This is a genomic window from Paenibacillus durus, from assembly GCF_000756615.1.
In the GTDB taxonomy this organism is placed as follows: domain Bacteria; phylum Bacillota; class Bacilli; order Paenibacillales; family Paenibacillaceae; genus Paenibacillus_AQ; species Paenibacillus_AQ durus.
This window is the reverse complement of the sequence record NZ_CP009288.1, coordinates 5,671,367-5,684,814: the sequence shown is the minus strand read 5'-3', so window position 1 is coordinate 5,684,814 and position 13,448 is coordinate 5,671,367. Positions and strand designations below refer to the sequence as shown.

Here is a 13,448-nt window from a genome sequence, read left to right as displayed (position 1 = left end):
TTATCGATACCATAAATTGAATTCTAGGGATTTGAATGGCTATTTTTTGACTAAAGGAGAATTTGGGATGACTCAGGTATTTACAACAACGGCTTCCCTGGGGCCTTTGGCCGCAGACGGTGGACAGGAATTATGTGTCCCGGTAGCCATAGCCGCAGGCTGTGCCGGTATTGAAATCCGCAGAGAGCTGTTTCGGGAGGAAACCCCTCGCCTGGACGATCTGAAAGACTTGATCAGGAAGGGTCAGCTTGTAAGCGTTTATTCGGCACCTATTGAGCTGTGGAAGGCGGATGGTTCGCTGAATGTGGAGAAGCTGGATGTTGTTATACCGGAGGCGCTGTCAATCGGAGCGGTATGGCTCAAGACTTCGCTTGGGCATTACAAATCCGGAGTATCGGATCTTGAAGGGCTTAAGAAATACTGGAAGAGCCTTGTATCCGATTCGGAAGCTTTGGAATTGACGGTTGAGAATGACCAAACACTTCATGGCGGTAATGTAATGAAGCTCCGGAAATTTTTTGAAGATTGCACAGAAGCGGGGCTTTTTATCCAGATGACCTTTGATATCGGCAACTGGGAATTTACCGAAGAAGAAGCCATGAAAGCGGCGGCGGAACTAAACAAATATGTCGGCTATATTCATTTAAAACATGTAGAGAAAATCGATGGGAAACTGGTAACTCTGGGACTTCCGGAAGAAAAAGATAGCCTATGGCGTAACATTCTGGATCTGCTCCCGCGCGATGTGCCGCGAACGATTGAGTTCCCGGTTGAAGGTGAAGATGTTGAAGGGGTTCTGCGGCAGTACGTATCAATGATATCGGAAGCATAAGAAGCAAGTTTTGCGAAGTGGACACTGTAAGCAGATGCTGTCAAAACTTATGGCCTATGCTTTCGAAGAGAGTTTTGCGAAGTGCACACTGGAAGCTTATGCAGTCAAAACTTATAGGAGGAATGGTTATGAAAGCATGCGATGTTGTAACATTCGGAGAAGCCATGGCTATGTTCATCGCCGATCGTCCGGGCGAGCTGCATCAAATCGAACAATTCACGAAGGCCCTTGCCGGAGCGGAAACAAATGTCTCCACAGGTCTGGCACGGCTCGGCTTTGGCATGCGGTGGATCAGTAAGGTCGGAAACGACGCATTTGGAAAATTCATTATTGATGCTCTTCGCAAAGAGAACGTTGATGTGGATGCCGTATTTACGGATGAACGTTATCCAACGGGATTTCAAATGAAATCCAAGGTCTTGGACGGCGACCCGCAGGTACAATATTTCCGTAAAGGCTCCGCCGCCAGCACAATCTGCCCGGCAGATGTCGATATGAAGTACTTTACCACTGCAAAGCATCTCCATTTGACAGGAATTCCTGCGGCAATCTCGGAATCCGCCCGCGAACTGTCTTTTGAAGCGATTAAAGCAATGAGAGCGGCCGGACGGAGTATTTCTTTCGATGTGAATCTGCGGCCGAAGCTGTGGAGCAGCGAAGCGGAAATGATCGAGAACGTTAATGCACTGGCTGTTCAGGCGGATTGGGTGCTTCCGGGCGTAGGAGAGGGCAAGCTGCTTACCGGTTATTCCGATCACAGAGATATTGCGGCTTACTATCTTGACCGCGGAGTGAAGCTTGTTGCTGTGAAGCTTGGACCGGAAGGCGCATACTACCGCACACCGACTGAAGAAGGCGTTGTTGAAGGTTTCAAAGTAAAGGCGGTCGATACGGTTGGAGCCGGAGACGGTTTTGCGGTCGGCGTAATCAGCGGTCTGCTTGACGGTCTGGCGGTTAAAGAAGCGGTACGCCGTGGCAATGCGATCGGAGCCCTTGCCGTAACAGCAGAGGGTGACGCGGAAGGATTGCCTACCCGTGAGCAACTGGAAGCCTTTATGAATGCATCCGTTATAACTCAATAAGGAGAGAAACGATTATGGATAACAAAAAGCTGGCGCCCAGCCGGTGGCTGAAACTGATTCCTGTTATATTTTTTACTTATAGCTTGGCCTACCTGGACCGCGCAAACTACAGTTTCGGTTCGGCATCCGGTATGGCGGATGATCTTCATATTACACCGTCGGCTTCCTCGCTGCTGGGCGCGCTGTTCTTCTTGGGATACTTCTTCTTTCAGATTCCCGGCGCGACTTACGCCGCCAAGAGAAGTGCTAAGAAACTCGTATTCGTCTGTCTAATCTTGTGGGGATCATGTGCTGCTGCGACCGGTCTCGTAAATGATATCCGAGTACTCTATGCCATCCGGTTCACACTTGGGGTCGTAGAAAGCGCTGTAATGCCGGCAATGCTGATCTTCCTAAGCAACTGGTTCACGAAAAGCGAACGTTCCCGTGCGAATACGTTCCTGATTCTTGGCAACCCGGTTACGGTTCTTTGGATGTCCATTGTATCCGGATATCTGGTACATGGCCTCGGCTGGCGGCATATGTTTGTCGTTGAGGGTTTGCCTTCCGTAATTTGGGCGTTCTTCTGGTGGAGACTTGTCAAGGACAAACCAAGCGAAGCCAAATGGCTGTCTGACACTGAAAAGAAAGATCTTGAACAAGCGCTTCTTGAAGAACAAAAGGGTATGAAAGAAGTCAAGAACTACCGTGAAGCGTTCAAAAACCCTAAGGTTATTATGCTGTCCATCCAATATTTCTTCTGGAGTATCGGTGTTTACGGTTTTGTTATGTGGCTTCCGTCCATTCTTAAAGAGTCTTCGGGTATGGGAATTGTCAATGCAGGCTGGTTGTCCGCAGGCCCGTACCTGGCAGCCATTATCGGTATGCTTGGCGTCTCTTACTACGCTGACCGCACCATGAACCGCAAAGGTGCCGTTTGGGTTTGTCTGCTGATTGGCGCGATCGCTTTCTATGGTTCCTATTTGATCGGGGCCTCGAACTTCTGGCTTTCCTACTCGCTGCTGGTTATCGCCGGCGGAGCGATGTACGCACCTTATGGACCTTTCTTCGCCATCATTCCTGAGCTTCTGCCAAAGAACGTTTCGGGCGGCGCGATGGCGCTGATCAACAGCTTTGGAGCACTTGGTTCTTTTGTAGGCTCTTACATTGTAGGTTACCTGAACGGCTCGACCGGTTCGCCTGACGCTTCCTTTATGTTCATGGCGCTGGCGCTTGTGGTATCCGTTGTAATGACCATTGTAGTAAAGACTCCGAAGGGCAACGCCCCTGACGAGAAGATGGCTGCTTAAATTCATTCTGGAAGATACGGCGCGCCTGTCAATTTTGGCACAGCGTCGTCTCTTCCGTTTATGTATTATTAATAATGTAGGATTGACATATTCGTTCAGAAAAAATCAAGTGGACAAAATCAAGCAGTAAAATTTGGAGGGAATTATTATGAGTAACCGAATTTCTACCATTGCGCCGTTTACCAGAGCAATCTTGAAGGCCCATCTGTGTTCCTGCGGAGTAGACTACTCCAAAATGGATAAGCCAGTCATCGCCGTAGCCAACTCCTGGAACGAAATCGTACCGGGACATGTGCATTTGCGCCAACTGGCTGACCGTGTGAAGGCAGGGATCGAGGCTGCCGGCGGTCTGGCGCTCGAATTCAACACTATCGCCGTTTGCGACGGAATCGCCCAAGGACATGAAGGCATGAAATATTCGCTGCCGAGCCGCGAAATCGTGGCCGACAGCGTGGAAACGATGGTGAAGGCGCATGGTATTTTTGACGGCATGGTCGTCCTGAGCTCCTGCGACAAAATCGTTCCGGGCATGCTGATGGCTGCTGCGCGCCTGAACCTGCCGGGTCTGGTTGTACTTGGCGGTGTTATGCCGAACCACATCAAGCCGAAGGAATCCAAAGCGGCAAGACGGGCATTCCTCGACGGAAAGCTCGATGAAAAAGGTCTGGTTGAAGTAACTAACCAATACTACCCGGGTCCTGGGGCATGTCCGTTCCTCGGAACAGCCAACACGATGCAGGGATTGTCCGAGGCGCTCGGCATGGCTATGCCGAATACGTCCTGGATGCAGGCATTGTCGGACGAGCAGTTGGATGCCGCTGAAGCTGCTGGACGTCAAGCTGTTGAGCTGGTGAAGAAAGGCATTACGCCGAGCCAAGTCATGACTCGCGAAGCGTTCGAGAATGCCATTTCCGTACTGCTGGCTATGGGCGGCTCGCTGAACGCGTGCCTGCATCTGCCAGCGATTGCGGATGAACTCGGCATCGAACTGCCGATGACCCTGTTCGACGATATCAGCCGCCGCGTACCGTTCCTGGCGGGAGTAACGCCGAATAACCAAGAATATACTACGAACGATCTGCAGCGTGCAGGCGGCATGAAGGCTTTAATGAAGGAACTCGGCGGATTGCTGCACACCGGTGCTCTGACCGTAACAGGCGATACCGTGGAGAACAACATTGCGGACGCAGCTGTACTCGACCGCGATGTTATCCGCACGCTGGAAGAACCGCTCGACAAGGAAGGCGGCGTAGCCGTACTGGTAGGCAACCTGGCTGTTGACGGCGCGCTGATCAAGCAGTCGGCGGTAGCTCCTGAGCTGAGAAGCTTCACGGGACCGGCTAAGGTGTTCAACTCCGAGGAAGCTTTCTCGGAAGCCTATGAAGCGGGCCTGATTCAGGAAGGTGACGCCGTCGTGATCCGTTATGAAGGACCGAAAGGCGGACCGGGCATGCGCGAGCTGCACCGCTGTACGGAAATCCTTGGAAAGTTCAAGCGCGCCGCACTGGTAACGGACGGCCGTTTCTCAGGCGCAACATCCGGCTTGTCGATCGGATATGCGAGCCCTGAAGCCGCCGAAGGCGGAACGATTGCACTGGTGCAGGACGGCGATATGATTGAGATCGATATCGCTAGCCGCAAGCTGCAGCTGCACGTATCGGAAGAAGAACTGGCGAAACGCGCCGAGCGTCTGGAAGAGTTCAAGATTGAAGCTAGCAAACTGCTGCGTCTGTACGCACAGCATGCTTCCTCGGCTTCCAAAGGCGGCGTTCGCGTCGTATCCGAAGGCAAGAGTGAGGCTCCAGCGGTGAAAGAGGGGGTCACAGTATGCCAAAAGTAGTTGCGCTGCCGCGTTCTTTCTCCCGTTCGGAGGAAGCGAAGGAAATGCTGCTTCAGGCGGGATTCGAGGTCATCTGGAATACAGAGGGCCGTCCGCTGAAAGAAGCTGAGCTCATCGAAGTAATCAAAGGCGCGGACGCGCTGATTACCGGGATCGACGAGGTTACTGCGAAGGTGCTGGAAGCTGGCGCTCCAACCTTGAAGGTTGTTGCGAAATACGGCGTCGGCTACGATAATATTGATGTGGAAGCCGCGAGCCGTCTAGGCATTCCGGTAACGATTACACCGGGCGCTCCTACCCGTTCGGTAGCGGAGCTGGCGCTTACCCTGATGCTGAGCGTCGCCCGCCATATCCCGCAAATGAATGCTGGAGTAAGGGAAGGAGGCTGGGGCCGCACTACCGGTTCGGAGCTGGGAGACAAAGTGCTGGGCGTTGTCGGTCTCGGCGCTATTGGAGCCGAAGTCGTGAAGCGTGCGGTTGCTTTTGATATGAAGGTCATTGCGTATGACGCCTTTGTCCGTCAAGACATGATCGATAAGTATGGCGTGCAGTACGTTACCCTTCAGGAATTATACGCGCAGTCCGATTTCATCACTCTGCATGCTCCGGCGATCCCTGAAACGGTTGGCATGATCAACAAGGAGTCTCTGGCGCAAATGAAGAAGTCCGCAATACTGATCAATACGGCACGGGGCGACCTGGTCGTTGAGCAGGACTTGTACGAGGCGTTGTCCTCGGGACAAATCGCGGGCGCGGGTCTGGATACTTTCATTCAGGAGCCGCCGGCTACGCTGGATATCGTCGGACTGCCTAATGTGGTGACTTCCCCGCATGTTGGCTCCAACACGGTAGAGGCCGGTTACCGCATGGCGAAGATGGCTGCTGAAGAAGCTATTCGTGCGGTGAACGGAGAAGCGCCTAAATTCCCGGTCAAGGCCCCGGTTAGCAAGTAATCGAAGCCAATACGTTCGCATTATCACCTCATACTTAAGCAAAGGGGAACTGGAAATGAAAAAGCTGCGCATAATTAATCAAATACATGAGGGAGGCGTTGTCGCGGTGCTCCGCGGCAACTCCCCCGAAGAAGTCGTGGAAATGGCGAAGCAATCGATCGCGGGAGGCATCAAGATTATCGAGGTTACGCTGACCGTGCCGTTTGCCTTGAGAGCCATCGAGAAGCTGGCCGCTGAATACTCTTCGAGCGCGCCTGCCGACTCCGATAAATATGCTGTTATCGGCGCGGGAACCGTGCTCGATCCTGAGACTGCACGCGCCGCTATCCTGAGCGGTTCGGAATTTGTGGTTGGACCTTCTCTGAATCCGGATACGGTTAAGCTGTGCAATCGGTACCGTGTGCCAATCATGCCGGGGGTTATGACGGCAAAGGAAATTCAGGAAGCACTCGACCTGGGTGTTGATGTTGTGAAGCTGTTCCCTGGAAATCTGTATTCCCCGTCCATGATTAAGGCCTTTAAAGGTCCTCTGCCGCAGGCGAATGTGATGCCGACCGGCGGTGTCAATCTGGAAAACCTTAAAGATTGGATCAAAGCTGGAGCATTTGCTGTCGGCATCGGCTCCGACCTGACCACAGATGCCCTGCGCGAGAAGGATTACAGTCTCGTAGCCAAGAAATCGGCTGAGTACATCGAGGCGTTCAAAGCAGCGATTAAATAAGGTTGCTATTAATGAATAAGGTTGGCCCATTGTCCTGCGTGAGCGGACGGCGGGCCAACCTTTTTCCATTCTCAGAACGTCTTTCCGGTATTGGGCAGTTCCTCCCGGTATTTGAACGTTCTCTTTTCCAGCGCCGCCAATGAATAATTGATAGCAAGTCCGAGCAGAGCCAACACAATCACGATGGCGAACGTTTCCGGAGGTTTGACATTGGCCTGAAAGAAATAGAGCGCATAGCCAAGCCCTGTATTGGCTCCCAGCATTTCAGCGGCTATTAGCACCAGAACCGAGGTGGTGGCACTTAACCTGATCCCTGTAAAAATGGAGGGCAGCGCTCCCGGTAAAATGACCTTGGTGAACAATGACAATTTGGAAATTCCCATCGACCTTGCCGCTTTAATTAGACTAAGGTCAGCCGATTTCACTCCCGCTATCGTGTTAAGCAGCACTGCCCATAAAACTGCCCAGAAGATAACGGCCACTCTGGAAGTCTCGCCAATACCGAAAAAAAGAATAAATATCGGAAGCAGCGCGAGCACGGAAAGGTTGCGGAAAGTTTGGAACAGAGGGTCGATGAATCGTTCGAATCCTCTGTACCAGCCGATGAGAAGTCCAAGCGGAATCGAGAATGCAAGCCCCAGAATGAACCCGGTCAGCGATCTGCGCAGACTGATAAGCAAGTTCTCCACAAGCTCTCCGGATACGGTAAGCTGCCATAGCGCAACGACGACTTTGGAGAAGGGAGGGAAAAATACGGTGTTGACCAAGTGCAGCCGTGCGATGATTTCCCAAAGCGCCAAAAACAGAATGATCGACAGCAGCTTATATATAGAATTCCAGATTGATCTTAATACTTTGACCACTGCAAAATCACCACCATTGTTATAATAGATCTTGACGGTTACATGCTACTGGGGCGCGTACTCATTAGTAAAAATGTCGGCAGGCTGAATATCACCTTTTTTCCACAGCCCGATCTGTTCGGCAATATCGAACCACTGCTTGATATAGTCCTCTTTAATGCCTTTGTCCTCATCGTACCAGAACACGCTCAGATCTTCCGGCTCCAGCTTCAATTGCTTGGCGACGATCTGCTTCGCTTCTTCCTGATGCGAATTAATCCATGGCCGCACTTTGGCGAGCGCTCTTGTAAAGCCTTTTACCACATCAGGATTCTTCTTAATAAAATCTTCGCTGAACCCGCGAACGGAAAGTCCGGCCCCGGGGGAATGCAAAATATCCCAGCTTGTCGCGATCTGGCGGATTCCTTTCTGCTTGAGCGCTATGCCCGCAAAAGGAGGATGCGAGGTCGTCACATCAACCAGTCCTTGTTCCAGCGATTGCTCCTGCTGCCCGGGCGACGGCAGAGTTGTCCAGTTTATATCCCCAGACACATGCTGCCTGCTCAAATAGTACTTCAAATAACCGTCTGTGCAGGGTGCTACGTTCGAAATGGAAACCTTCTTGCCAATGATGTCCTTCAGCGAGTGGATCGGGCTGCTGTCTTGAACGAGATATCTTACATGGGGGAAATCCTTGTTGTCCACCATTCCCGGAGCTACAGCCAGCATCTTGAGTCCGGCCAGACGGGCCTGGGCTACATTGGGTGGATGTCCACTAATAAATGCGTCATTTATACCCTGGGCGATAAGCTGAAATTCTGTTACTCCTTTACCGAGCACTCCCGTATATTCGATCTTGATGCCTTCTTCCTTGAAATAACCGAGTTCATCTGCGATCGTGATTTCATTGAACCCGGTCTGGGTCGCCACCCGAATCGGAAAAAGGCCGTCGCTATCCGGTTTGCCGCTTGCCCCCGAGCTGTCGTTCCCGCAGCCTGCGGAGATAATAAGCAGTACAGAAATGAGCAATATAAAAGCAAAACGTTTTTTCACTTGATATAACCCTCCAACTCATATTGTAATAACGGTTCAAGACTAATCGCTGCTGACATCTATCTGATTGGCTTCAATTCCTTTTTGTCATTTACCAACTCCTATTAATTCTTTTTATTCAATTATTTAACAGTTATAAACTGCAAAATATTGAGTGCTGCAAGCATGTTGAAAAACAAAGGCTCTTATGCTGCGCAAAGACACAAAAGGCCAAACTCAAGTCACCTTTACAAAAAAGGGACCAAGCTCAGCCTCTAGAGAACCAGTCGGTTGCAATCTATGAAATTATTAAACCAAGTTATCTGATGTAGATTAACGGGTTACCTTTTTATAATATAATTTAAGTTTGCTTGTCAACCATATTTTGTACAATATCGAAAAAAGAGAGCCGTAAGGGAACGCCGCCGATTGCTGGAGAACGAATTTGCATATATGGATAGGAAGATTCCGTAAAGGCAATCTCAACGGTAATCATGTATAATAGGGCTGTTGAAATCATTGGAAAGATGAGGAGTGCTTAAGGCCGTTATGTATACACTCGATGTCATTTCCTGGCTCACTGAGGAGAATCTGCGGAGCATGCTGGAGCGTTACCGGTCGCTCGGTCCTTTTCCGGGAATTGTGCTGACGTTTATGAAATCGTTTGTTCCGCCGCTGCCAACCCTGCTCATCGTCGGCCTGAATGCGGCGGTGTACGGGCTGTGGCTCGGTTTTTTGTACTCCTGGGTTGGCCTTGTGGCCGGCTGCCTGGCGACTTTTCTGATGATCCGAAAAATCGGCTCCCAGCGCTTCTTGCGCAAATGGGCGCAGCGGCCGAAGGTGGCCAGAGCCATGGAGTGGGTGCGGCGCCGCGGTTTCAGCTATGTGTTCCTGCTGAGCTTGTTCCCTGTTGGGCCGTTCGTTATTATCAATGTGGCCGCCGGGCTTGCCGGTATGCGGCTGCGCTCCTATCTGCTGGCTCTGGCCGCAGGCAAAGCGGTCATGGTATTCGCGGTATCGTATATCGGCAATGATGCCGGAAGGTTCATCCGAAATCCCGTTGAAATGATCTATGTGGCGCTGTTCGTTCTGCTGTCGCTGTGGGGAGTCAAATCAATTGAGGCTTATTTCTCAAGGCCCACACGCAGCGATGGAAGCGGAAGCTCTTAGTTCAAACACTCTTAAGGAAAAGAGGAATGCGACGCATGAAATACCGCAAGCTTGGAAGCACCGGCCTTAACGTATCGGTTATCGGAGTGGGCACTTGGCAGTTCGGAGGCGAATGGGGGAAGGATTTCGCTCAGGATGAAGTCGATGAAATGCTGGACAAGGCCGGCGAGCTCGGAATCAATCTGATTGATACGGCTGAATGTTACGGAGACCATCTCTCTGAAAAGTTTATCGGCAGCTACCTGAGCCGCCGCAAACGCGAGGACTGGATCGTTGCAACCAAGTTCGGCCATCATTTCAGCGGCCATCTGAAACGGGAACAGCTGTGGAGCGCGGACGATGTTCTGAAGCAGCTGGACGACTCCCTGCGCGCGCTTCAGACGGAGTATGTTGACTTATACCAGTTCCATTCCGGCACCGACGCCGAATATGATAACGACAAGCTGTGGAATATGCTGGACGCTCAGAAGCGCGCAGGGAAAATCCGCCATTTGGGGGTTTCCATCAGCACCGCGAATGACGGGGTTCATCAGACATCCTCCGCTCCGCAGATCGGCGCCGAGGCGATTCAGGTAGTGTACAACCGGCTAGAGCGTCAGCCGGAAGAGAAGCTGTTCCCGCTGTGCAAGGAGCATAACCTTGGGGTGCTGGCCCGGGTTCCGCTGGCGAGCGGATACCTTAGCGGCAAATACAAGGCGGATGCGGTGTTCCAGGCCGGCGATGTGCGGGCGAACCATGATGCGAAGAAGCGGGAGGAGCAGCTGCGCATCGTCGGCGAAATCGCGGCTAACGAAGTGCCGGCCGGCCTGAACATGGCGCAGTGGGCGCTGGGCTGGTGCCTGCAGCATCCCGCCGTGACGAGCGTGATCCCGGGCTGCAAAAATGTGCAGCAGGTTATCTCAAACGCAGAGGCAGCTGATCTGGATATGGTGGCGGAAGGGTAGTTTGGGGCGGTAAGAAGGGACATGAGACCTGGCCGGGATAGAGTGGAACGGAGTAACCGATGGCAAAAATAATGCCAGCGACAATGCCGCTGGCAACGCCCGCTCCAATAGAGGGGAACGTCAGGGGCCGCGCCGCGTATCGTACCGAGCCGTAAATGAAGGAGCGAGGCGGTAAGGATGGGAATGGGAGGAGCCGGACCGGATATTTTGGCTGGACTGGACTGTGGAGGGCTAGAGGGGAACGGAGCAGAATGTAGGGGGACGGATAAAGCGGAAAAGTTCCCCTTTATTTGCCTGAAATCGGGCTTTTCCAAGGTTGGCCGGGAAAAGCTCCCTCTTAATTCCGCGTTTAAGCCGGAATGGACAGGGAAGTGGGAAATAAGCTGGAGCTTTTCCTGTTCAGCGGATAAAAGTGCGCTGTAATTTATGAATAAGCGGGAGGATTTCCGCTTCATGGATAGGCTTGCCTGCGGTCTTGGGCAAGCCTTTTATACAGCAAGGACAGGAGACGATCCGCAGAGGCTGGAGCAAAGTACGCCATCCTCTGCGGCTCGTTGCTTCAGGGCTAAGGGGGAGGGCAGTCCTGCAAAGCTCCGCCTCAGAGGGCTGCTTCGGCCGCGTGCCTGCCCAAGCGGCCTGCCCCGGCCAGCGAGCGCTCAAGCCGCCCGCCTCGTGCCCCGCAAAAGCGTGCCGCCCTCGGGCCGTGTCCCTGTCCAAGCGGCCTGCCCCGGCCAGCGAGCGCTCAAGCCGCCCGCCTCGTACCCCGCAAAAGCGTGCCGCCCTCGGGCCGCGTCCCTGCCCAAGCGGCCCTGGCTCCGGCCAGCAACCGCTCAAGCCGCCCGCCTCACACCCCGCAAAAGCGTGCCGCCCTCGGGCCGCATCCCTGCCCAGGCGGCCTTGGCTCCGGCCAGCGAGCGCTCAAGCCGCCCGCCTCACACCCCGCAAAAGCGTGCCGCCCTCGGGCCGCGTCCCTGCCCAGGCGGCCCGGCTCCGGCCAGCGAGCGCTCAAGCCGCCCGCCTCGTACCCCGCAAAAGCGTGCCGCCCTCGGCCGCGTCCCTGCCCAGGCGGCCTTGGCTCCGGCCAGCGAGCGCTCAAGCCGCCCGCCACACACCCCGCAACAGCGTGCCGCCCTCGGGCCGCGTCCCTGCCCAAGCGGCCTTGGCTCCGGCCAGCGACCGCTCAAGCGGCCGACTACAGCGTGAACAACCGCTCCATATCCGGTCCGTCTCCGCCCTCTGAGCGGTGCCGCCAGCAGTTGGTCGCGGGATTATAGCGGTAGTCGGCCTTCCAGGCTTCTCTGTGCCTTACAATCGCATCCAGGGCCGACACGATCAAGGCGACGTCGCCGGAAGTCATGACGGGATGCAGCGACAGGCGGACCCATCCCGGCCGCCGGGATTGATCGCCGCTGTGGATGGTCTTGCCAATCAGAACGGAGGCCTCCCTGCCGATGGTGAGCAGGTAATGCCCGTAAGGCCCTGCGCAGGAGCAGCCGCCGCGGGCCTGAATGCCGAAGCGGTCGTTCAGCAGTCTGACGACGAGGTTGTAATGCATATCCCGGACCGTAAAGGAGACGATGCCGAGACGGTGGCGGAAGCCGCCCTCCAGCACCGTTATATCCGGTATCGCCTGAAGTCCGTCCAGCAGCTGAAGGCACAGCGTACGCTCATGCTGCAATATGTTCTGCGTCGTCATCCGCTCCTTCAGCCGAAGGCACAGCGCGGTCCGGATCGTCTGCAGAAACCCGGGCGTTCCGCCGTCCTCCCTGGCCTCAATTCCTTGGGAGTAATTGGGGCCGTCCCACGGGCTTACCCACGAGACCGTGCCGCCGCCCGGCTCGTCGGGACGCCGGTTGCCGTAGAGCGCCGCGTTGAACACCAGCACGCCGCTTGATCCCGGCCCGCCGAGAAATTTATGCGGCGAGAAGAAGATGGCGTCCAGCTTCTCCATCGGTGACGGCGGATGCATGTCGATGTCGGTATAAGGAGCGCTGGCGGCGAAATCGACAAAGCACAGACCGCCGTAGCGGTGCATGACGGCTGCCATCTCTCTGTACGGCGTCTCGATTCCGGTGACATTCGAGCACGCGGTGAACGAGCCGATCTTCAGCCTGCGGCCCCGGTACGGCCGCAGCGCGGCTTCAAGCTGCCGCGGATCGGCATTTCCGTCCGGTCCCGGGGGAAGGACGACGACATCGCCGATACTCTCCTGCCAAGAGAGGAGGTTGGAGTGATGCTCCATATGGGTGATGAAAATAACCGGCCGATCCTCCGGCGGCACCTTCACCCGTTCCTCCATCCATTCCGGCAGCCGGAGCCCGAGCAGCCGCTGCAGCTTGTTCACCGCCGCGGTCGTACCGAAGCCGCAGGTTAGCAGAATGTCGCGCGGGCCTGCGTTCACATGGCGCTTGATGATGCGCCCGGCTTCCTCATAAGCCCGGGTCATCGTTATCCCCGTGGCATTTGCCTCGGTATGCGGATTGCCGACAAACGGGCCGAACTGCTCCTGTATTTTGCGCTCGATCGGTTCGTATAGACGGCCGCTGGCCGTCCAATCGGCGTACAGCAGCGGCTTTTTTCCGTAAGGGGTTGAAATGGGATGTCCCAGGCCGATAGTATGTTCGCGAAAAGGGCTAAAATACGCCTCCAGAGAATCGTCCTCTTCCGCAGAAGAGGCGAGGATGGATTTAAGCATGGGCAATCCCTCCAGCCAAGAGTCTTTGGCTCAGTATATGCCGGGGGC

General features: G+C 54.3%; 12 protein-coding genes. 8 read left to right on the top strand and 4 right to left on the bottom strand.

Annotated elements, in window-relative coordinates:
• Positions 1–67 precede the first annotated feature (67 nt).
• The 6 genes from PDUR_RS25080 (at position 68) to PDUR_RS25055 (ending at position 6,717) form a co-directional block, all read left to right on the top strand.
• On the top strand, positions 68–832 hold the full coding sequence (locus tag PDUR_RS25080) for a hypothetical protein (RefSeq protein ID WP_052410395.1): 765 nt from the start codon (positions 68–70) through the stop codon (positions 830–832).
• Between the two features lie 128 nt (positions 833–960).
• Entirely contained in the window at positions 961–1,914 is a 954-nt protein-coding gene (locus PDUR_RS25075) for a sugar kinase (RefSeq protein WP_042208652.1), read from the top strand.
• A 14-nt stretch (positions 1,915–1,928) separates the two neighbouring features.
• Positions 1,929–3,203 (top strand): MFS transporter, encoded by a 1,275-nt coding sequence (locus PDUR_RS25070; protein WP_042208651.1) that lies wholly within the window; start codon positions 1,929–1,931, stop codon positions 3,201–3,203.
• Positions 3,204–3,351: 148 nt separating this feature from the next.
• On the top strand, positions 3,352–5,043 hold the full coding sequence (ilvD, locus tag PDUR_RS25065; protein ID WP_042208650.1) for a dihydroxy-acid dehydratase: 1,692 nt from the start codon (positions 3,352–3,354) through the stop codon (positions 5,041–5,043).
• Complete coding sequence (locus PDUR_RS25060) at positions 5,031–5,996, top strand: phosphoglycerate dehydrogenase (protein WP_042208649.1); 966 nt, start codon at positions 5,031–5,033, stop codon at positions 5,994–5,996. The genes ilvD and PDUR_RS25060 overlap by 13 nt, the downstream gene beginning before the upstream one ends.
• A gap of 55 nt (positions 5,997–6,051) precedes the next feature.
• The gene (locus PDUR_RS25055) at positions 6,052–6,717 is read left to right on the top strand and encodes a bifunctional 2-keto-4-hydroxyglutarate aldolase/2-keto-3-deoxy-6-phosphogluconate aldolase (RefSeq protein ID WP_042208648.1); all 666 of its coding nucleotides are present in this window, start codon (positions 6,052–6,054) and stop codon (positions 6,715–6,717) included.
• A gap of 71 nt (positions 6,718–6,788) precedes the next feature.
• Here the strand turns inward: PDUR_RS25055 and PDUR_RS25050 are convergent, their stop codons facing one another.
• Positions 6,789–7,580: an ABC transporter permease gene (locus PDUR_RS25050; RefSeq protein ID WP_042208647.1), complete on the bottom strand. Its 792-nt coding sequence runs from the start codon at positions 7,578–7,580 to the stop codon at positions 6,789–6,791.
• A gap of 45 nt (positions 7,581–7,625) precedes the next feature.
• Positions 7,626–8,612 carry an ABC transporter substrate-binding protein gene (locus PDUR_RS25045; protein ID WP_042208646.1) on the bottom strand — a complete coding sequence of 329 codons (987 nt, stop codon included), beginning with the start codon at positions 8,610–8,612 and terminating at the stop codon, positions 7,626–7,628.
• Positions 8,613–9,140: 528 nt separating this feature from the next.
• On the opposite strand from PDUR_RS25045, the gene PDUR_RS25040 reads away from it, so the two are divergent.
• Both PDUR_RS25040 and PDUR_RS25035 read left to right on the top strand, forming a co-directional pair.
• The gene (locus PDUR_RS25040) at positions 9,141–9,761 is read left to right on the top strand and encodes a TVP38/TMEM64 family protein (RefSeq protein WP_042208645.1); all 621 of its coding nucleotides are present in this window, start codon (positions 9,141–9,143) and stop codon (positions 9,759–9,761) included.
• A gap of 35 nt (positions 9,762–9,796) precedes the next feature.
• Entirely contained in the window at positions 9,797–10,705 is a 909-nt protein-coding gene (locus tag PDUR_RS25035) for an aldo/keto reductase (RefSeq protein ID WP_042208644.1), read from the top strand.
• A 399-nt stretch (positions 10,706–11,104) separates the two neighbouring features.
• On the opposite strand, the gene PDUR_RS28985 is transcribed toward PDUR_RS25035, so the two are convergent.
• Positions 11,105–11,539 (bottom strand): hypothetical protein, encoded by a 435-nt coding sequence (locus PDUR_RS28985; RefSeq protein ID WP_156130618.1) that lies wholly within the window; start codon positions 11,537–11,539, stop codon positions 11,105–11,107.
• Between the two features lie 358 nt (positions 11,540–11,897).
• Entirely contained in the window at positions 11,898–13,400 is a 1,503-nt protein-coding gene (locus PDUR_RS25025) for an aminotransferase class V-fold PLP-dependent enzyme (RefSeq protein WP_042208642.1), read from the bottom strand.
• Positions 13,401–13,448: the final 48 nt, after the last annotated feature.